A 20,322-nucleotide genomic window follows, 5' to 3' on the forward strand; every position below is an offset into this window, starting at 1 on the left:
TCTCACCAGGTGGCTGGCAGCTCGGGCGCCGGAGCGCCGGATGGAAGCGTCCGATACTTCTTCAGCACCTGGCTCATCACCTGTTGGAAGACGGGAGCGGATGCGGCGGACGAGTTCATCTTAACGGGATTCATGATGCTCACCGAAACGACGAACTGCGGATCGTCGGCCGGGGCGAATCCCGAGACCGACACGAGGTAGCCGGAGAGGTAGCCGCCGTTGCCGTCGGGAACCTGCGCGGTTCCGGTCTTCGCCGCGACGCGGTAACCGGGGATGTGCCACTCGTCGGCGAGCCAGCCGTCGAGGTAGACGCGCTCGAGCATCTGGCTGGTCTGGTTCGCCGCGGTCTCGGAGACCACGCGCGTGCCCTCCACCTCGGGAGCGTCGAGCTCGCCGTCCTCGCCGATGCAGCCGTCGACGAGGCGCACGGGCATGCGCACGCCGTCGTTCGCGATCGTCTGGTAGGCGCTCGCGATCTGCACCGCCGTGGTGGTGAGGCCCTGGCCGAACATCGTCGCGTACTTCGTCTGGTTGTCCCACGCGTCGGGGCCGCCGTGCAGGTCGCCGGGCTCCTCGCCCGCGAACCCGACCTCGGTCTGCTCCCCGAGCCCGAAGTCGAGCATGTACTCGTAGCGTTCCTCGTCGGTGAGGCGTTCGCCGAACAGCGACATGCCCGTGTTCGACGAGTCGATGAGCACGCCGGTGAGCGTGTACCGGGTGTCGTCGTGGTAGAAGCTGTCGTTGATGTCGGCGCCGTTCGGCGGCAGGTACCGGTAGCCCGCGACGACCTGGCTGAGCGGGTCGGCCTCGCCGGCGTCGATGACGGATGCCGCGGTCAGCGCCTTGAACGTCGAGCCCGGCTCGAACGGGGCCGTGAAGGCCCGAGAGCCGCGGTGCTCCTTCGCGATCGCCGTCGGGGCGTTGGGATCGATGGTGGGCACGTCGGCGACGGCGAGGAGGCGCCCCGTCTTCGCCTCCATGACCGTGACCGTGGCCCAGTCGGCGCCCACGGCCCGCACCTGCGCCTCGGCGATGCGCTGCACCATCCACTGCAGGTCGGAGTCGATCGTGAGCTGCAGCGTGCCGCCGTCGCGGGCCTCTTCGTGCACCACCTTGGTGCCCGGGATCTCGACCCAGTCCGAGAGGCTGTGCTGGTAGGAGTACTCGCCGTCCTCCCCGGCCAGGCATGCGTCCTCGGAGTACTCGACTCCCGCGAACGGATCCCCGTCGTCGCCCACGAAGCCGATGAGGTTGCCGGCGACCGCGCCGTTCGGATACGTACGGCTCGGGTGCTCCCACGGCACCACCCAGGGGATGCGCAGCGCCTTGACGCGCTCGTAGGTCGCCGTGTCGACGAGCTTCGCCACGTACTCGAAGTCGTCGTCGGGGTTCTCCGCGAGCGCCGCGTCGATGATGCCCTGCACCTGGTCGCCGGTGAGGCCGACCACCTCGCCCAGCTCCGCGGTGAGCTGCGCGAGTGGCACCTCGACGGGCGTCGTCTTCGACGGATCGGCCGGGTCGGGCACCTCGCGGTCGACGGGTCCGGCGTACTTCGGCGACAGCGCGATGTCGTAGCGCATGACGCTGTCGGCGAGCACGATGCCCGCCGCGTCGACGATGTCGCCGCGTGCGCCGTACTCCGTCACCGTCTGGGACCTGCGCCCCTGCGCCTCCTCGCTGAGCTCGGCCGCGCGAACGACCTGGATGTCGACGAGTCGCACGACGAACACGCCGACGAAGACGACGAGGACGACCGCCGCGAGCACGATCCGTCGCGCGGGATGGCGGCTGATGCGGTTCATCTCGTCCTCTCGGGTCGGGGCGGTCAGTGCGTGGCGGGCGTCGGCAGACCGTCGCTCACGGGCGGTGGTGCGACCTGTGCGCCGGCGCCGTCGGCCGGCGTGCCGCCGCCCGCTCCCCCGTTCGGAGTCTCCCCCGCCTGCTGCGCCGTCACCGGCGGCACGCCGTCGATGAGGGCATTCGGCACGAGCCCGCCCGACGCCGCCGCGCCTGCGCTCGCGGCGGTCGGCTCACCGAGCACCGCCCCGTCGGACAGCCGCAGGTACACCGGCGCGGTGTTCGGCACCATGCCGAGCGCCTCCGCGTTCATGGCGAGGTACTGCGGCGACTCGAGTCGGTCGAGTTCCTCGGCGAGCTTCTGCTCCTCGCGCGCGAGCTCGGCCTGGCGGAGTTGGTGGGCATCGATCTCGTAGGCGCCCTGTGCGAGCGCGATCGAGAGCAGCAGCTGGGCGACGACGATGACGGCCACCGCCCCGACGGCGATGATCGCGTACGCGAGTCGCGGTCTGCTGAGCCCCGCGCTCGGCTCGGGGGCCGGGCGGAGACGACGCTGCGGCGCGGACCCGGGGGCCCGGCGCGGCGCGGGAGCGGACTGGGCCGGCAGTGCGGTCACGACGGCCTCCTCACTCGTTCGGCGGCGCGCAGTCGCACCGGCTTGGCACGCGGGTTCTCCGCCTGCTCGGCTTCGCTCGCGAGCTCTGCGCCCCGCACCAGGAGGCGGAACTGCGGACGGTGTTCGGGCAGCTCCATGGGAAGACCGGCCGGCGCCGTGGAGCTCGCGGCGGCCTGCAGCGCGCGCTTGACGATGCGGTCCTCGAGGGACTGGTAGGCGAGCACGACGATGCGTCCCTCGACCGCGACGAGGTCGAGGGCCGCCGGGATCGCGCGTTCGAGTACCGCGAGCTCCTCGTTCACCTCGATGCGCAGCGCCTGGAAGACGCGCTTGGCCGGGTGCCCCTGTCGCTGCACCGCGACGGGGGTCGCCTTGGTGATGATGTCGACGAGCTCGCCGGATCGCGTGATCGGGGCATCCGCTCGTGCCCGCACGATGGCCCTGGCATACCGCGCCGCGAGCTTCTCCTCGCCGTACTCCGAGAACAGTCGGCGAAGCTCGTCCTCGCTCGACTCCGCGATGACGTCGGCGGCGGTACGGCCGGCGGTCGAGTCCATGCGCATGTCGAGCGGGGCATCCTTCGAATACGCGAAGCCGCGCTCGGCACGATCGAGCTGCAGCGACGAGACGCCGAGGTCGAAGAGCACGCCCTGCACCTCGTCGAATCCCTCGGCGCGCACGGCGTCGGCGATACCGTCGTACACGGTGTGCACGAACCGGGCGCGGTCGCCGAATGCGGCCAGCCGCTCCCGCGCGATGGCGAGGGCGTCGGTGTCTCGGTCGAGGCCGATCACGGTGAGCTTCGGGAACCGCTCGAGGAAGGCCCGGCTGTGGCCGCCCATGCCCAGCGTGGCATCGACGAGCACGGCTCCGTCGGCCTCGAGGGAGGGAGCGAGCAGCTGGATCGTGCGCTCGAGCATGACCGGGGTGTGAATGCGTTCGATGTCCATGATTCCTTCGACTCCTGTTCCCGGGTTCCGATCCCCATCCGTTCGTCCTGGTGCGGGGAAGTGCATCAGGCGCGCACGGCTGGGAGTCGCAACCCGGGGCTAGAAGAGCCCGGGGATCACCTCCTCCGCCGTCTCCGCGAAGGCCGCCTCCTGCTCGGCGAGGTACGTCTGCCACGCCGTCGCATCCCAGATCTCCACCCGGCTGCCCGCACCGATGACCGCGAGGTCTCGGTCGAGCCCCGCGTAGCCGCGGAGCGTGGCGGGGATGGTGACCCGATGCTGTTTGTCGGGGGTCTCCGCGGATGCCCCCGAGAGGAACACGCGCATGTAATCGCGTGCCTGCTTGCTCGTGACCGGGGCCTGGCGGATCTTGTCGCTCATGCTCTCGAACTCGCGGACGCTGAACACGTAGATGCAGCGCTCCTGCCCGCGCGTGAGCACGAGCCCGTTCGACAGCTCCTCCCGGAACTTCGCCGGAAGAATGACGCGGCCCTTCTCGTCGAGCTTCGGCTCGTAGGTCCCGAGGAACACCGCACCACCCCCTTTCCTCCGGCCAGGATCCAGGTGACCCCACTTTACTCCACTCCCATCCACCGACCAACGACATTCGCTCGTTTTCCCCGTTCTGGGGGTGTGAGTTCCCTGTGAACATGCGGGCGAGCGCAGGTGGAGGAACGTGGAGGCCGAGACGCTCGAACCGGCGCGGCGAACCGGCTGCGGACCGCGTCCAGCGGCGGATTCCCGGTCAGCGGGCCCCCGGGCGGCGCGGAATCAGCGCCCGATCAGCGCGTCGCCGCCGCGCGGACAGACGAAAACGGGCCGATCCGAAGATCGACCCGTCGTGGTGGTGCGAAGTGGAGGGGCTAGTCGCGGCCCTCCTGGCGACGATCCCATCGCTCGTTCAGGCGGTCCATGAAGCTCCCGCTCGACTGGCGCGCCCCCGAAGATGCCGTGGGGTCGGCGGGAGCGGCGGAGATGCCGCCTCGCTTGGATGGGGTGATGGCGACGAGGACGCCGGCGAACATGAGGGCGAAGCCGATCACGCCCACGATGAGCAGCTGGAGGGCGACGCCCGCGATCAGGGCGCCGACGCCGGCGACCGCGAGCAGCACGCCGAGCACGATGGCTCGGTAGTTGGGGCGACGACCGCGGACCCCACCGACCGCATGGACGAAGTCGGCGTCGTTGCGGTAGAGGTTCCGCTCCATCTCCTCGAGAAGACGTTGCTCCTGCTCTGAAAGCGGCATCTCATTCCCCTCAGGCTCGGGATCGACGCATCCGGGTCCATTCTAGCCCCGCCTCGCCTCGCTAGGCTAGGCGAGTGGCTCACGGTTCCCGGCTCGTCGATCTGGTGCATGCGCGCATCGAGGAATTCCTCGCCGAACGCACTTCCATTCTCCGCTCGATCAGCCCCGATCTGGACCCCTTGACATCGTTCTCTGGGCGCTTTCTCAGCGGCGGCAAGCGGTTTCGCGCCCTGTTCTGCTATTGGGGCTGGGAGGCCGTCGGCGCGCGCGGATTCGACCCGTTCGAGACGGGCGGACGCGACCTCTTCCCCGTCGTCTCCGCCGCGTCGGCCCTGGAGGTCTTCCACGCCGCCGCACTCGTGCACGACGACATCATCGACAACTCCGACACCCGCCGCGGTGCGCCGTCCGCGCACCGGCTGTTCGAGACGCTGCACGCCGACGCCGGGTGGGCCGGCAGCGGCGCGGACTTCGGCCGGGCCTCGGGGATCCTCCTCGGCGATCTCCTCCTCGGATGGAGCGACGAACTGCTCGACGAGGGCCTCGGCGCGCTCTCCGATCCGCAGGCCGCACGCGCGGCGCGCGCGGAGTTCATCCGCATGCGCACGGAGGTGACCGCCGGCCAGTACCTCGACATCCTCGAGGAACGCGCCTGGCTCACCCAGCCCGAGTCGGAGCAGCGCACCCGCGCCGAGCGCGTCATCGTCTACAAGGCGGCGAAGTACTCGGTCGAGGCGCCGCTCACCATCGGCGGCGCGATCGCCGGGGCCTCCGCCACGCAACTCGCGGCGCTGCGCGACTTCGGCCTGCCCCTCGGCATCGCCTACCAGCTCCGCGACGACCTCCTCGGCGTCTACGGCGACCCCGACGTGACCGGCAAGCCGAGCGGCGACGACCTGCGCGAGGGCAAGCGCACGATGCTCGTGGCCATCGCCCGGGAACGCCTCGCCCCCGGACAGCGTCGGCTCCTCGACGAGCTCCTCGGCGACCCCGGCCTCGGCAGCGACCAGGTGCGGATGCTCCAGCGCACCCTCAGCGAGTGCGGCGCCGTCGACGAGGTCGAGCGGATCATCGCCGACAACGTCGCACGCGCGACGGCCGTGCTCGCCGACGCCCCGCTCGGCCGCGAGGCGCGCTCGGAGCTCGGTTCGCTCGCCAAGGCCGTCAGCCGCCGCACGAGCTGACCCGAGCGGGCGCCTCGGCCGGCCTACGCCAGCGCCTGCGCGACCCGGCGCACCTCGGACTTGCGGCCCGCGCGCAGCGCGGCGATGGGCGTGGTGCCGAGGCTGTCCTCCTCGGCGAGCAGCCACTCCAACGCCTCGGCGTCGCTGAAGCCCGCATCGGCGAGCACCATGGCGGTGCCGTGCAGCTCCGAGAGCGGGGCGCCGTCGCGGAGGAAGAGCGCGGGCACCCTCAACACGCCGTCGACGCGCGCCGCGAGCAGGTGTCGATCGTCGATGAGGCGGCGGACGCGGCTCGGGGTCAGCCCGAGCAGGTCGACGAGGTCGGGAACGGTCAGCCAGTCGGTCTGGTCGGCGTCGGTCACGAATCCAAGCCTGCCAGACACGCGCCCGGGTTCGGAAGGGCGCGCCGGAGCCGCCACCCCCGTCCGGGGACGGAGTCGGCGGACTCGCGGCGAGGTCGTTGACTCGGTCATCCGGCTGTGCGACGGTGGCCGCGACGTCGATGAACCAGGTCGGCGCGAGGGGGCACCATGGCGGACGAGTCCGAGTCGACCGGCGCCGGCGGGGGTCGGCGGGCGGATGCCGCGAGGGCACGACGTCCGCGGACCCGCGGCATCCGTGCGGTCCTCGGCGTGCCGCTCGCCGTCGTGAGCACCGTGGCCGTCACCCTCGGCATCGTGCAACCGGCCGAGGCGACGCCGCAGACCGTGAAGCGACCCGCGAAGTCGAAGGGGAACGACGCGGACGGCGCGCGCACGATGCGCACGACGGTCGCGGCGATCCCTCCCTCCGAGTACGTCGTCGTCGAGGGCGACACCGTGAACGGCATCGCCGAGCGGTTCGGGCTGGCGACGGCCGAGGTGCTCGCGCTCAACGGCCTGGGCTGGTCGAGCCTCATCTTCCCCGGCCAGCGCCTCGCCCTGCCGGGCGGAACCGCAGCGCAGGCGCCGGCTCCCCCGGCCGCGCCCGAGATCCGGAAGCACGTCGTGGTCGAGGGCGACACCGTGAGCGGCATCGCCGCCGCCTACGGCCTCGACGTCGGCAGCGTGCTCAGCGCCAACGGACTCGGCCCGTCCAGCCTCATCTTCCCGGGCGAGTCCATCGTGCTGCCGCCGACCGGCTCCGCGGCGCCCGGGCCGGACGCGCCGCCCGCGCCCGTCGCGGCACCCGAGCCCGCGGCATCCGACCCCGCGGCATCCGACCCCGCAGCCGCCGAGACGCACGTCGTCGTCACGGGCGACACCCTGTACGGCATCGCGGACGCCTACGGGCTCACGGTCGCCGACCTCGACCGGGTCAACGGGCTCGGCGGGTCGACCCTCATCGTGCCGGGACAGGTGCTCGTCGTCCGCCGCCCCGAACCCGTCGCGATCGTCGCCTCGGTCGACCTGCCGCTCACCGAGGAGATGCGCGGAAACGCGCGCATCATCATCGAGATGGGACGCGCCATCGGCGTGCCCGACCAGGGCATCGTCATCGCCCTTGCGGCCGCGGCGCAGGAGTCGGGACTCCGCAACCTGCACCACGGCGACCGGGACTCGCTCGGCCTCTTCCAGCAGCGGCCGAGCCAGGGCTGGGGGACGGTCGAGGAGGTGCTCGACCCCGTGCGCGCGGCCGCCGCGTTCTACGGCGGCGCGGCCAACCCGAATCCCGGCCGCACGAGGGGCCTGCTCGACATCCCGGGCTGGGAGACGATGACCGTCACCCAGGCCGCGCAGGCGGTGCAGCTCTCGGACTTCCCCGACCACTACGCGAAGTGGGAGGCGTCGGCCCGCGCCTGGCTGTCCGAACTGGGCTGATCGAACACCTGCCGAGGCATCCGTCGATCACGAACCCGTTGCGATTCCGCGACTGACCGGCGTCGAGTCGCCGTCGGGCATACACCACTTCGTACACTCGTACGGTGACCACCGCGCCGCCCGTCGACCCGATGATCGGCCGTCTCGTCGACGGCCGCTATCAGGTGCGCTCGCGGATCGCCCGCGGCGGCATGGCCACCGTGTACCTCGCGACCGACCTGCGCCTCGAGCGACGGGTCGCCATCAAGATCATGCACGGGCATCTCGCCGACGACAACACGTTCAAGACGCGCTTCGTGCAGGAGGCGCGCTCGGCCGCGCGACTGGCCCACCCGAACGTGGTCAACGTCTTCGACCAGGGGCAGGACTCCGACATGGCGTACCTCGTCATGGAGTACCTGCCCGGCATCACGCTGCGCGAGCTCCTGAAGGACTACACGAAGCTCACGCCGGAGCAGACCGTCGACATCATGGACGCCGTGCTGGCCGGCCTCGCCGCCGCGCACCAGGCCGGCATCGTGCATCGCGACCTCAAGCCCGAGAACGTGCTGCTCGCCGACGACGGCCGCATCAAGCTCGGCGACTTCGGGCTCGCGCGCGCCGCGAGCGCCAACACCGCGACCGGCCAGGCGCTGCTCGGCACCATCGCGTACCTCTCCCCCGAGCTCGTCACGCGCGGCGTCGCCGACGCCCGGAGCGACCTCTACGCCGTCGGCATCATGATGTACGAGATGCTCACGGGCGAGCAGCCGTACGTCGGCGAGGCGCCCATGCAGATCGCGTACCAGCACGCGAACGACACCGTGCCGACGCCGAGCAGCAAGAATCCCGCGGTGCCCGCCGAGCTCGACGAACTCGTGCTCTGGGCGACCGCGCGCGACCCCGAGGAACGCCCGCGCGACGCCCGCGAGATGCTGGAGCGCCTCCGCGAGATCGAACCGTCGATCCGGATGCCGCAGCCCGCACGTCCGACCCGGGCGACCGCGGTCATCCACGACGCCGTGCCGCTAGGCCCGGCCACCGCCGAGACGATGGTGCTCGGCGCCGGCGCACCCGTCGCGGTCGCCGCGGTCGAGGCATCCGACGACGAGGACACCACCGCACTCGCGACGAGCGCCGAACGCCGGAAGCGACGCGGATACTGGATCTTCGCACTCGTGCTGCTGCTCACCGGTCTCGCCGCCGGAACCGGCTGGTACTTCGGCGCCGGCCCGGGCGCGCTGGCGACCGTGCCCGACGTGTCGACGCTGCTCCCCGAGGATGCGACGCGGGTGCTCGAAGACGAGGGCTTCGAGGTCGCCGCCGCGGAACGCAACGACCCGGTCGTGCCGCAGGGCCAGGTCTCGGGCACCGATCCCGAGGGCGGCGCGCAGGCACGGCGCGGATCCACCGTCACCGTGTTCGTCTCGCTCGGGCCGCGCATCCTCGCCATGCCCGACGTGATCGGCCTCCCCGAGGCGGAGGCGCGGGACGCCCTCGGCGACTTCACGGTCGCGGAGCAGAACGCGCAGCAGTTCTCGGGCGAGTTCGCCGCCGGCGCGGTCATCGCCGTGCTCGACGTCGACGGGAACCCCGTCGGCGCCGAGGTCGCCGAGCTCGCCGACCTCACGCTCGTCATCTCGGTGGGGGCGATCCCGCCCGTCGAGGGAACGCCGGTCGGCGAGGCCCAGTCCGCCCTCGAGGGCGTCGGGCTCGAGGTCGAGTTCGCCGAGCCCGAGTTCCACGACGAGGTTCCGGTCGACCATGTCATCACGGCGACCTACGCGAACGAGACCATGCGCCCCGGGGACACCGTGGTGCTCACCGTGTCGAAGGGCCCCGACCTCGTCGAGGTGCCGAACGTCATCACGGGCCAGACCGTCGCCCAGGCGCGCGAGCAGCTCGAAGCGCTGGGTTTCAGCGTGACGAGCAACGTGCCCGGCTTCCTCGAGGGCGCCGTCGTGGCCTCCGTGCAGAGCCCGGCGGCCGGCGAGCTCGTGAAGCGCGGCACCGAGATCACCGTCAACTTCGGCGGCTGACCCGCCACCGGGGCATCCGTCGCCGGACGCCCCGCGACGGGATCAGCGTGCGGTGAGCTCCTCGGCGACGAGGAACGCGAGTTCGAGCGACTGCATGTGATTCAGGCGCGGGTCGCACAGCGACTCGTACCGCGTCTCGAGCGTGATCTCGTCGATGTACTCGGAACCGCCCAGGCACTCGGTGACGTCGTCGCCCGTGAGCTCGACGTGGATGCCGCCCGGGAAGGTGCCGGCGGCCCGGTGCGCCTCGAAGAAGCCCCGGACCTCGTCGACCACGTCGTCGAAGCGACGCGTCTTGTAGCCCGTCGACGTCGTGATGCCGTTGCCGTGCATCGGGTCGGTGACCCACAGGGGGTTCGCGTCGGACGCCTTGATCGCCTCGAGCAGCGGCGGCAGCGCGTCGCGGATCTTCCCGGCGCCCATGCGCGTGATGAACGTCAGTCGGCCGGGCTCGCGCTCGGGGTCGAGCTTGTCGACCAGCTGGAGCATGGTCTCGGGCGTGGTGTTCGGCCCGAGCTTGACGCCGATGGGGTTGCGCACCCGGGAGAGGAAGTCGACGTGCGCACCGTCGAGATCGCGCGTGCGCTCGCCGATCCAGATGAAGTGCGCCGACGTGTCGTACGGCGTGCCCGTGCGCGAGTCGATGCGGGTCATCGGCCGCTCGTAGTCCATGAGCAGGCCCTCGTGGCCGGTGTAGAACTCGGTGTGCCGGAGCGCCTCGAAGTCGGCGCCGCACGCGTCCATGAACTTGATGGCCCGGTCGATCTCGCGGGCCAGCGACTCGTAGCGGGCGTTCGCCGGGTTCGCCGCGAAGCCCTGGTTCCACGAGTGCACCTGCCGCAGGTCGGCGAACCCGCCCTGCGTGAACGCGCGGATGAGGTTCAGCGTCGACGCGGCCGTGTGGTAGCCGCGCACCAGGCGCGACGGGTCGGCCGCGCGAGACTCGGGCGTGAAGTCGTAGCCGTTCACGATGTCGCCGCGGTAGGCGGGCAGCGTGACGCCGCCACGCGTCTCGGTGTCGCTGGAGCGGGGCTTCGCGAACTGCCCGGCCATGCGACCCATCTTCACCACCGGCATCGAGGCGCCGTAGGTGAGCACGACCGCCATCTGCAGCACGGTCTTCACCCGGTTGCGGATCTGGTCGGCCGTCGCGCCCGCGAAGGTCTCGGCGCAGTCGCCGCCCTGCAGCAGGAACGCCTTGCCCACGGATGCGGCGGCGAGCCGCTCGCGCAGGATGTCGACCTCGCCCGCGAAGACGAGCGGCGGCAGGGTCGCCAGCTCGGCGGATGCCGCATGCGCCGCCTCGGGGTCGAGCCACGTGGGCTGCTGCTTGATCGGCAGCGTGCGCCAATAGTCGAGGCCGTCGATCACGGAGGGATCTGCGAAGACGACGGGCTCGACGAGCTGTACCACGGGGCTGTCCTGAAGGGTCGGGCGCGAGGCGCCATGAACGGGAAACGGCCCCGCACGTCGCGACGCCGCCGTGTCGAGCCTACCTCGATTGCGCAGCCCGTTGCTCCCGCACCGAGCTGGCGTACACGTCGACGTAGTCCTGCCCGCTCAGTGCGCGGAGCTCGTAGACGAGCTCGTCGGTCACGGAACGCAACACGAAGCGGTCGCCCTCGAGTCCGTGGAAGCGCGAGAAGTCGAGCGGCTCGCCGATGATGATGCCGATGCGACGCACCTTCGGGATGCGGGTGCCGATGGGCATGACCTTCTCGGTGTCGATCATCGCGACCGGGATGACGGGGACGCCGGCCTCCAGCACCATCCGCGCGACGCCCGTGCGGCCACGGTAGAGGCGCGCGTCGGGACTGCGGGTGCCCTCGGGGTAGATGCCGAGCACGCCGCCGTCGCGCAGGACGCGGAGACCCGTGTTGAGCGATGCCTCGGACGCCTTGCCGCCCGACCGATCGATCGGCAGCTGGCCCGACGCCTGGAAGAAGACGCGCGTGGCCCAGCCCTTCAGGCCCTTGCCCGTGAAGTACTCGCTCTTGGCGAGGAACACCACGCGGCGGTCGACGACGAGCGGAAGGAAGATGGAGTCGATGAAGGAGAGGTGGTTCGAGGCGAGCACGACCGCACCCTCCCTGGGGACGTTCTCGAGGCCGACGACCCACGGCCGGAAGATCGCCAGCAGGATGGGGCCGACGACGATGTGCTTCATGATCCAGTAGAACACCGCGTGCCCCCTTCCGTTCGCGAGCGACGATCCAGCCTATCGCCGGGCGGCTCAGGCGTGCTCGGCGACCCAGACCCGGGCGAGGTCCGCCGCGCCCACGACGCCGGCGTCGTTCACGAGTTCGGCGATGACGAAGTCGGGCTCCGGATGGTAGCCGCGGGCCGGCAGATGCTCGAGGAACGCCTCGCGGACGGGGTCGAGCAGCAGGTCGCCCGCGGCGGCGACGCCGCCGCCGAACACGAAGCGCTGCGGGTCGAGCACCGCCGCGAGCGACGCCGACGCCTCGCCGAGCCAGTGCCCGAGCTGGCGCAGCGCCGCCGTGGCGCCCGGGTCCTCCGCGGCGATGAGATCGCCGACGATGCGGCCGTCGAGCGCCCCGTGCTCCTCGCGGGCGCGCGCGAGCGCCTGCCCGATGCCGCCGGCGTCGGCGATCTCCCCGGCCATGCGGAGCAGCGCCCGACCCGAACCGTACTGCTCGAGGCATCCGTGCTGGCCGCAGCCGCAGGCGATGCCGTTCGGCACCAGGCGCATGTGCCCGAGTTCCGCACCCGCGCCGAAGCCGCCGCGGAACAGCCGGTCGCTCGCGACGATCGCCCCGCCGACGCCGGTGCCGATCGTGAGCATGACCATGTCGCTCACGAGCCGGCCCGCACCGAACCGGAATTCGGCCCAGCCCGCGGCGTTCGCGTCGTTGTCGACGACGACCGTGGTGCCGACGCGGGCCTCGAGCTTCGCGCGGAACGGCTCGTTGCGCCAGCGGATGTTGGGGGCGTAGTACACGGTCGACTGGGCCGCGTCGATGAACCCCGCGGCCGCCACGCCGACCGCCGCGGTCGGCTCTCCGGCCGAGAGCGACCGGATCATCGCCACGACCGCGTCCTCGAGCCGCGCGGGATCGGCCGGGGTCGGCACGCGCTCGCTGCGCACGATCGTTCCCGATTCGTCGACGACCGCGCCCGCGATCTTCGTCCCGCCGATGTCGATACCGATCGCGTGCACGAGCAGGCTGCCTTTCGAAGAGGGATGAGGCCGAATGGTCCCGGGGCCTCTCTGGCCGCGCGAGCAACGACTAGAGTGTAATCGACCCCAACGCCGAGGTTCGCACGCGCTCAGCCGCGCGACCCTCCCCGGTTGCCGAAGGAGCTACCGTGATCGAATTCGAGACTCCCGCCGTCGTTCCAGCAGACCCCGACGCGAACACGACCGACCTCCTGGTCCAGCGCGTCGCCGCCACGCCCGACTCGGTGCTGTTCTCGCTGCCGACCGTCGACGGCGGCTGGACGCCCGTCACCACGCGGGAGTTCCACGACCAGGTGGTCGCGCTCGCGAAGGGCCTCGTGGCGTCGGGCATCCAGCCGGGCGACAAGATCGGCCTGATGGCCAAGACGAGGTACGAGTGGACGCTGATCGACTTCGCCACGTGGTTCGCCGGAGCCGTGCTCGTGCCCATCTACGAGACGAGCTCGCCCGCGCAGGTGAAGTGGAACCTCGGCGACTCGGGCTCGATCGCCGTGATCCTCGAGACGCCCGACCACTTCGCGCGTTTCGACGAGGTGCACCCCGACCTCCCCGCGATCCGCAACGTCTGGCAGATCGACCTCGGCGACCTCGACAAGCTCGTCGCCGCGGGCGCCGACGTGCCCGACGAGGAGATCGAACGCCGCCGCAATCTCGCGGTCGGCTCCGACATCGCCACACTCATCTACACCTCGGGGTCGACCGGCAAGCCGAAGGGGTGCGTGCTGACGCACTCGAACTTCGTCGAGCTCTCACGCAACTCGGCCGTCGCGCTCAAGGAGGTCGTGCTCGACCCGAACGGCGCGTCGACGCTGCTCTTCATCACGACGGCGCACGTCTTCGCGCGGTTCATCTCCGTGCTGTGCGTGCACGCCGGGGTCCGCGTCGGCCACCAGCCCGACACCAAGCAGCTCCTCCCCTCGCTCGGGAGCTTCAAGCCGACGTTCCTCCTCGCGGTGCCGCGCGTGTTCGAGAAGGTCTACAACGTGTCGGAGCAGAAGGCCGAGGCGGGCGGCAAGGGCAAGATCTTCCGCGCCGCCGCCGAGACCGCCGTCGCGCACTCGACGGCCAAGGAGACGGGCGCGAAGATCCCGTTCGGGCTGAAGGTCAAGTTCGCGCTGTTCGACCGGCTCGTGTACGGCAAGCTGCGGGCGGCCATGGGCGGCAACGTGAAGTACGCCGTCTCGGGCTCGGCGCCGCTGGGGCCGCGCCTCGGTCACTTCTACCACTCGCTCGGCATCACGATCCTCGAGGGCTACGGCCTCACCGAGACCACGGCTCCAGCCACGGTGAACCTCGTGACCAAGTCCAAGATCGGCACCGTCGGTCCGGCGCTTCCGGGCGTCGGCGTGCGCCTCGCCGACGACGGCGAGATCCAGGTCAAGGGCATCAACGTCTTCAAGGAGTACTGGAAGAACCCCGACGCCACGGCCGAGTCCTTCGACGGCGAGTGGTTCAAGACGGGCGACATCGGATCGTTCGACGGCGATGGCTTCCTCTCGATCACGGGCCGCAAGAAGGAGATCATCGTCACCGCGGGCGGCAAGAACGTCGCCCCGGCCGCCCTCGAGGATCCCATCCGGGCGAACCCGCTGGTCGGGCAGGTCGTCGTGGTCGGCGACAAGAAGCCGTTCATCTCGGCCCTGGTGACGCTCGACCCCGAGATGCTCCCGGTGTGGTTGAACAACAACGACGAGGACGCGGGCATGAGCCTCGAGGACGCCGCCAAGAACGCCGCGGTCCTCGCCGAGGTGCAGCGGGCGATCGACGCCGCCAACGAGAACGTCTCGCGCGCCGAGTCGATCCGCAAGTTCACGATCCTGCCGACCGAGCTCACCGAGGCGAGCGGTCACCTCACGCCGAAGATGAGCATCAAGCGCAACGTGATCCTCGAGGACTTCGCCGCCGAGATCGAGACGATGTACTCGGGCGCGCCCGCGACCGAGGGTCACTCGATCGTGCACTGAGTCCCGAACGGCACGGAAGGGCCTCGCGGGCGATTCGCCCGCGAGGCCCTTCTCGTCGCGGCGGGGGCGCCGCCGCTGCGCCACGTGCGCATCCGCTGCGCCACCGGCGGTGGCGCGGCCGGCGCCGAACCGGCGCAGAGCCGGCGGACCGGCCGCGGTCAGAACCAGTCCGACTCGCGGACGGCCTTCATGGCCGCCCGCCGTTCGTCCTTCTCGAGGCGGTCGAGGTACAGGAGCCCGTCGAGGTGATCGGTCTCGTGCTGGAGGGCCTGTGCCATGATCCCGGTGCCCGAGAGCTCGATCTCGTTGCCGTCGAGGTCGATGCCGCGTACCCGGGCGAACGGATACCGTTTCGTCTTGTGCCACAGCCCGGGCACCGAGAGACATCCCTCATCGAGGAGCTCGGGCTCGCCCGAGACCTCGACGAGGACCGGATTCAGGATGTAGCCGACGCGGCCGTCGACGTTGTAGCTGAACGCGCGAAGGTTCACCCCGATCTGGGAGGCGGCCACGCCGGCGCGCCCGGGCAGCTTCACGCTGTCGAGGAGGTCGTCGACGAGTGCGCGGACGCCGTCATCGATCTGTTCGACGGGGGCGGAGACGGTCTTCAGGACAGGGTCGCCGAACAGGCGAATGGGACGTTCCGGCAATTGTTCTCCGATCAGTGCCCGCGCTCTGCGGGCAGGCCTTCCACGACGAGCGCGGCGAGTTCGCGCGCCGCGTGCTGGGTCACCGGCCGCAGCTCGTGCCAGTTCACGACGGAACCGGCCGCGAGCTGCGGGTCGTACGGGATGCGGACGATCTCCCGCACGCGAGACTGGAAGTGCGCCTCGATCTCGTCGACCTTGACGAGATGCGTGCCCTGCGTCGCGAGGTTGATCGCGACCACCGCATTGCGGACGAGTTCGCCGTACCCGTTGGCCTCGAGCCACGTGAGCGTCTCGGACGCGAGCCGTGCCTCGTCGACGCTGCCGCCCGAGACGATGACGACGGAGTCGGCGCGCTGCAGCGTCGCCCGCATCACCGAGTGCACGATGCCCGTGCCGCAGTCGGTGATCACGAGCGAGTAGTAGCGGGCGGCGAGGCCGGCGACGACGTTGTAGTCGTTGTCGTCGAAGGCCTCGGAGAGCGTCGGGTCGGTGTCGGAGGCGAGGATGTCGAGCCGGGTCTCGTCGCGGGAGACGAATCTCGAGAAGTCGGTGTACCCGCCGATGGAGGACGCCTTGGTGACCACGTCCCGCACCGTCTCGCGCGTCTGCCGGTCGACCCGCTCCGCCAGCGTGCCCCGGTCGGGGTTGGCGTCGATCGCGATGATGCGATCGTCGCGAGCGTCGGCCAGCGCCATGCCGAGGAGCGTGGTGATGGTCGTCTTCCCGACGCCGCCCTTGCGGGTGAGCACCGGCACGAACCTGGCCCCGCCCTCGAACCGCTTCTGGATGCGAGCGTTCATCGCCTTGTGCGCGCGCACCTTCGCGGAGTCGCCGAGGTTGACCAGGTGGAGCGACGCCTCGTAGAGGAAGCGGTTGAAGCCGCCCTGCGGCGCCGGACGGGTCGTGCGATTGAGGTCGATCAACCGGTCGGCGGTGAGCGACTCGGATGTCTCGGGCACCTCGAGCTCGGTGGAGACCGCCGTCTCCCCCGGCACGTCGACGATGGCCACGTGGCTGCCCGTGTCGGTGGTCACCCGCTCACGGCGCGTCCTCGTCACGTCGGCGGCCAGCAGGGCGCTGTACGGCGACGGGTCGCGTCGCGACCCGCCACGATGACCGGCGCCCGCGAGCCCCGGCGTGACGACCTCCACCGACGTCGTGCCGGACGCCGCTCCCACGACCGTCCCCGGGCTCACGGCGACGTCGTCGATGGCGACCGCCACCTCGTCCTCCGGCATCTCGGGTCGGGGCGCGGGCGGGAGGTCCACGCGGATGTTCAGGCTCTCGGGGAGCGCGTCGGCGGCGTGCGCACCGCTCGACGGCTCGAGCTCGCCATGTTCGAGCGACGCGGTATGAACGCCGGTCGCCCGGCGCCTCGTGATCTCTTCTCCACCCCTGTTGTCAGACACCGATACCCCTCCTCATCAGTGCAACACAGGGACAGCCTAGCGTGGGCGCACCACCACGAGCAGGTCGCCCGCCTCGACCTGCTGCGTCTTGGGGATCGCGACGCGCTCCACGACGCCGGCGATCGGAGAGGTGATCGCCGCTTCCATCTTCATCGCCTCGATGGACGCGACGGCCTGTCCGGCGGTCACCTCGGCGCCGGCCTCGACCTGCAGGGTGACCACGCCCGAGAACGGCGCGGCGATCTGGCCGGGCTGCGAGGCATCCGCCTTCTCGGCGGCGCGGGTCTCGACGACGATGCTGCGGTCGCGCACGAACACGGGCCGCAGCTGGCCGTTGAGGATCGTCATGACGGTGCGCATGCCCTTGTCGTCCGCCTCGCCGATGGCCTCGAGGCCGGCGTACAGGCGGACGCCCTTGTCGATCTCGACGACGTGCTCGGAGCCCTGCCGGAGCCCGTACAGGTAGTCGCAGGTGTCGACGGCGGAGAGGTCGCCGAACAGCTCGCGGATCTGCTCGAACTGCCGCGTCGGCGCCGGGAACAGCAGCGCGTTGAGGGTGGCGCGCCGGGTGACGCTGTCGGCCTCGAGCGCGTCGCGCTGCTCGGGCTCGAGCTCGGTGACGCCGATCCGGACGTCCTTGCCGGCCAGCACCTTGGAGCGGAACGGCTCGGGCCAGCCGCCGGGCAGGTCGCCCAGCTCGCCGGCCATGAATCCGATGACGGAGTCGGGGACGTCGTACTTGTCGGGGTTCGCCGCGAAGTCGGCGGGGTCGGCCTTCACCGCGGCCAGGTGCAGCGCCAGGTCGCCGACCACCTTCGACGAGGGGGTCACCTTCGGCACACGGCCGAGGATGTCGTTCGCCGCGGCGTACATGTCCTCGATGAGCTCGAAGTCGTCGGCGAGGCCGAGCGCGATCGCCTGCTGGCGCAGGTTCGACAGCTGTCCGCCCGGGATCTCGTGGTGGTATACCCGACCGGTGGGGCCGGGCAGGCCGGACTCGAACGGCTTGTAGATGCGGCGCACCGCCTCCCAGTACGGCTCGAGGTCGGCGACCGCCTGCAGCGAGATGCCGGTGTCGCGCTCGGTGTGCGCGAGCGCCGCGACGAGCGACGACGCCGAGGGCTGGCTCGTCGTGCCCGCCATCGGCGCGCTCGCCACGTCGACCGCGTCGACGCCGGCGCGGCTGGCCGCGAGGAGGGTCGCGAGCTGGCCGCCCGCGGTGTCGTGGGTGTGCAGGTGCACGGGCAGGTCGAACCGTTCGCGCAGCGCGCCGACGAGCTTCTCGGCCGCGGCCGGGCGGAGGAGCCCGGCCATGTCCTTGATCGCGATGATGTGCGCGCCCGCCTCGACGATCTGGTCGGCGAGGCGCAGGTAGTAGTCGAGGGTGTACAGGTTCTCGGCAGGGTCGAGCAGGTCGCCCGTGTAGCAGACCGCCACTTCGGCGACCGTGTGACCGGTGGCGAGCACCGAGTCGATCGCGGGACGCATCTGCGAGACGTCGTTCAGGGCGTCGAAGATCCGGAAGATGTCGACGCCGGTCGCGGCGGCCTCGCGCACGAACGCGTCGGTGACCTCGGTCGGGTACGGCGTGTAGCCGACCGTGTTGCGCCCGCGGAGCAGCATCTGGATGTTGATGTTCGGCAGCACCTCGCGGAGCGCCGCGAGCCGCTCCCAGGGGTCCTCGCCGAGGAACCGCAGCGCCACGTCGTAGGTCGCCCCGCCCCACGCCTCGACCGAGAGCAGCTCGGGCGTCGTCCGGGCGACGTAAGGCGCCACGGCCACGAGGTCGCGAGTGCGCACCCGGGTGGCGAGCAGCGACTGGTGCGCGTCGCGGAACGTCGTCTCGGTGACGGCCAGCGGGGTCTGCGCCCGGAGCGCGGCCGCGAACCCTGCCGGACCGAGCTCGAGCAGCCGCTGCCGTGCTCCCTCGGGCGCCGGGGCGCCGAGATCGATCGGCGGCAGCTTCTCGACCGGGTTCACGGTCGTGGGCGCCGGTCCGTTCGGCTGGTTGACCGTGACATCCGCGAGCCAGTTCAGGATCTTCGTGCCGCGGTCCTTCGACACGCGACCGCGCACCAGGCTCGGGCGCTCGTCGATGAACGAGGTACTGAGGTCGCCCGCGATGAACGCCTGGTCGTCGAGCACGGCCTGCAGGAACGGGATGTTCGTCGAGACGCCGCGGATGCGGAACTCGGCCAGGGCCCGCCGCGCCCGCGCCACGGCCGCCGGGTAGTCGCGGCCACGGCAGGTGAGCTTGGCCAGCATGGAGTCGAAGTGGGGGCTGATCTGCGCGCCGGGATTGATCGTGCCGCCGTCGAGGCGGATGCCCGCACCGCCCGGCGAACGGTACGTCGTGATCTTTCCCGTGTCAGGGCGGAAACCGGCCGTCGGGTCCTCGGTCGTGATGCGGCACTGGAGCGCCGCGCCGCGAAGCCGGATGGAATCCTGCAGGAGTCCGAGATCGGCGAGCGACTCCCCCGCCGCGATGCGGATCTGCGATTGCACGAGGTCGACGTCGGTGACCTCCTCGGTCACGGTGTGCTCGACCTGGATGCGCGGGTTCATCTCGATGAACACGTGCTGGCCGGCACGCTCGCCCGCCGTGTCGAGCAGGAACTCCACGGTGCCGGCATTGACGTAGCCGATCGAGCGCGCGAACGCGACCGCGTCCCGGTAGAGCCGCTCACGGACGTCGTCGGACAGGTTCGGGGCGGGCGCGATCTCGATCACCTTCTGGTGACGACGCTGCACCGAGCAGTCGCGCTCGAACAGGTGCACCGTCTCGCCCGAGGCATCCGCGAGCACCTGCACCTCGATGTGCCGCGGACGCAGCACCGCCTGCTCGAGGAACATCGTCGGGTCGCCGAACGCACTGTCGGCCTCGCGCATCGCCTCCTCGAGCGCCGAGCGCAGCTCGTCCCCGGAGTTCACCCGACGCATGCCGCGACCGCCACCGCCGGCGACCGCCTTCGCGAACAGCGGGAAGCCGATCTCGTCGGCCTGCGCCACGAGCGCCTCGACGTCGCGCGACGGCGGCGTCGACTTCAGCACGGGCACGCCCGCGGCGATCGCGTGCTCCTTGGCGGTGACCTTGTTGCCGGCCATCTCGAGCACGCCCTTCGACGGCCCGATGAACGTGATCCCCGCCTCGGCGGCGGCCTGCGCCAGCTCGGGGTTCTCGGACAGGAACCCGTACCCCGGATAGATGGCGTCGGCGCCCGACTCCTTCGCGACCCGGATGATCTCGGACACGTCGAGGTAGGCACGCACGGGATGCCCCGGCTCACCGATCTGGTAGGCCTCGTCCGCCTTCAGGCGGTGCAACGAGTTGCGGTCCTCGACCGGGTACACGGCGACGGTCTTCGCACCGAGTTCGACGGCCGCGCGAAACGCCCGAATGGCGATCTCCCCGCGATTGGCTACCAGGATCTTCGTGAACATGCAGGCCTTTCAGACGGGTTTCCGCACAGCGAACATTTAGGTATC

At 71.0% G+C, this 20,322-nt stretch carries 16 protein-coding genes; 4 read left to right on the top strand and 12 right to left on the bottom strand.

Annotated elements, in window-relative coordinates; translation table 11 throughout:
* Positions 1-2: 2 nt before the first annotated feature.
* The 5 genes from EZM51_RS05220 to EZM51_RS05240 all read right to left on the bottom strand — a co-directional run bounded on the left by EZM51_RS05220 (position 3) and on the right by EZM51_RS05240 (position 4,610).
* Entirely contained in the window at positions 3-1,802 is a 1,800-nt protein-coding gene (locus EZM51_RS05220) for a penicillin-binding protein 2 (RefSeq protein ID WP_136707179.1), read from the bottom strand.
* Between the two features lie 23 nt (positions 1,803-1,825).
* On the bottom strand, positions 1,826-2,413 hold the full coding sequence (locus tag EZM51_RS05225; protein ID WP_136707180.1) for a hypothetical protein: 588 nt from the start codon (positions 2,411-2,413) through the stop codon (positions 1,826-1,828).
* Positions 2,410-3,363 (bottom strand): 16S rRNA (cytosine(1402)-N(4))-methyltransferase RsmH, encoded by a 954-nt coding sequence (gene rsmH / locus EZM51_RS05230; protein WP_136707181.1) that lies wholly within the window; start codon positions 3,361-3,363, stop codon positions 2,410-2,412. The genes EZM51_RS05225 and rsmH overlap by 4 nt, the downstream gene beginning before the upstream one ends.
* 99 nt (positions 3,364-3,462) lie before the next feature.
* The gene (gene mraZ / locus EZM51_RS05235) at positions 3,463-3,894 is read right to left on the bottom strand and encodes a division/cell wall cluster transcriptional repressor MraZ (RefSeq protein WP_136707182.1); all 432 of its coding nucleotides are present in this window, start codon (positions 3,892-3,894) and stop codon (positions 3,463-3,465) included.
* Positions 3,895-4,226: 332 nt separating this feature from the next.
* The gene (locus EZM51_RS05240) at positions 4,227-4,610 is read right to left on the bottom strand and encodes a DUF3040 domain-containing protein (protein WP_136707183.1); all 384 of its coding nucleotides are present in this window, start codon (positions 4,608-4,610) and stop codon (positions 4,227-4,229) included.
* Positions 4,611-4,684: 74 nt separating this feature from the next.
* On the opposite strand from EZM51_RS05240, the gene EZM51_RS05245 reads away from it, so the two are divergent.
* The gene (locus tag EZM51_RS05245) at positions 4,685-5,794 is read left to right on the top strand and encodes a polyprenyl synthetase family protein (protein WP_136707184.1); all 1,110 of its coding nucleotides are present in this window, start codon (positions 4,685-4,687) and stop codon (positions 5,792-5,794) included.
* Positions 5,795-5,817: 23 nt separating this feature from the next.
* Here the strand turns inward: EZM51_RS05245 and EZM51_RS05250 are convergent, their stop codons facing one another.
* Positions 5,818-6,156 carry an Rv2175c family DNA-binding protein gene (locus EZM51_RS05250; RefSeq protein WP_136707185.1) on the bottom strand — a complete coding sequence of 113 codons (339 nt, stop codon included), beginning with the start codon at positions 6,154-6,156 and terminating at the stop codon, positions 5,818-5,820.
* Positions 6,157-6,324: 168 nt separating this feature from the next.
* On the opposite strand from EZM51_RS05250, the gene EZM51_RS05255 reads away from it, so the two are divergent.
* Together EZM51_RS05255 and pknB are read left to right on the top strand one after the other, a co-directional pair.
* On the top strand, positions 6,325-7,593 hold the full coding sequence (locus EZM51_RS05255) for a LysM peptidoglycan-binding domain-containing protein (protein WP_136707186.1): 1,269 nt from the start codon (positions 6,325-6,327) through the stop codon (positions 7,591-7,593).
* Between the two features lie 104 nt (positions 7,594-7,697).
* Complete coding sequence (gene pknB, locus EZM51_RS05260; RefSeq protein WP_349236059.1) at positions 7,698-9,611, top strand: Stk1 family PASTA domain-containing Ser/Thr kinase; 1,914 nt, start codon at positions 7,698-7,700, stop codon at positions 9,609-9,611.
* Between the two features lie 42 nt (positions 9,612-9,653).
* Here the strand turns inward: pknB and EZM51_RS05265 are convergent, their stop codons facing one another.
* The 3 genes from EZM51_RS05265 to EZM51_RS05275 all read right to left on the bottom strand — a co-directional run bounded on the left by EZM51_RS05265 (position 9,654) and on the right by EZM51_RS05275 (position 12,792).
* Entirely contained in the window at positions 9,654-10,982 is a 1,329-nt protein-coding gene (locus EZM51_RS05265) for a 3-deoxy-7-phosphoheptulonate synthase class II (protein ID WP_136707305.1), read from the bottom strand.
* Positions 10,983-11,103: 121 nt separating this feature from the next.
* Positions 11,104-11,793: a lysophospholipid acyltransferase family protein gene (locus EZM51_RS05270; RefSeq protein WP_136707187.1), complete on the bottom strand. Its 690-nt coding sequence runs from the start codon at positions 11,791-11,793 to the stop codon at positions 11,104-11,106.
* 51 nt (positions 11,794-11,844) lie between these two features.
* Positions 11,845-12,792 carry an ROK family glucokinase gene (locus EZM51_RS05275; protein ID WP_136707188.1) on the bottom strand — a complete coding sequence of 316 codons (948 nt, stop codon included), beginning with the start codon at positions 12,790-12,792 and terminating at the stop codon, positions 11,845-11,847.
* 149 nt (positions 12,793-12,941) lie between these two features.
* Between EZM51_RS05275 and EZM51_RS05280 the strand changes: the two genes are divergently transcribed.
* Positions 12,942-14,777 carry an AMP-dependent synthetase/ligase gene (locus EZM51_RS05280; protein WP_136707189.1) on the top strand — a complete coding sequence of 612 codons (1,836 nt, stop codon included), beginning with the start codon at positions 12,942-12,944 and terminating at the stop codon, positions 14,775-14,777.
* Between the two features lie 158 nt (positions 14,778-14,935).
* Here EZM51_RS05280 and def read toward each other — a convergent pair whose 3' ends face one another.
* The 3 genes from def to EZM51_RS05295 are packed head-to-tail and all read right to left on the bottom strand — an operon-like array spanning position 14,936 to position 20,277.
* Complete coding sequence (def, locus tag EZM51_RS05285) at positions 14,936-15,427, bottom strand: peptide deformylase (protein ID WP_136707190.1); 492 nt, start codon at positions 15,425-15,427, stop codon at positions 14,936-14,938.
* A gap of 11 nt (positions 15,428-15,438) precedes the next feature.
* A complete protein-coding gene (locus EZM51_RS05290) occupies positions 15,439-16,836 on the bottom strand; it encodes a MinD/ParA family protein (protein ID WP_248305472.1) in 1,398 nt (465 codons plus the stop codon).
* Positions 16,837-16,872: 36 nt separating this feature from the next.
* The gene (locus EZM51_RS05295) at positions 16,873-20,277 is read right to left on the bottom strand and encodes a pyruvate carboxylase (RefSeq protein ID WP_136707191.1); all 3,405 of its coding nucleotides are present in this window, start codon (positions 20,275-20,277) and stop codon (positions 16,873-16,875) included.
* Positions 20,278-20,322 lie beyond the last annotated feature (45 nt).

This window comes from Agromyces sp. H66, assembly GCF_004959775.1.
In the GTDB taxonomy this organism is placed as follows: Bacteria; Actinomycetota; Actinomycetes; order Actinomycetales; family Microbacteriaceae; genus Agromyces.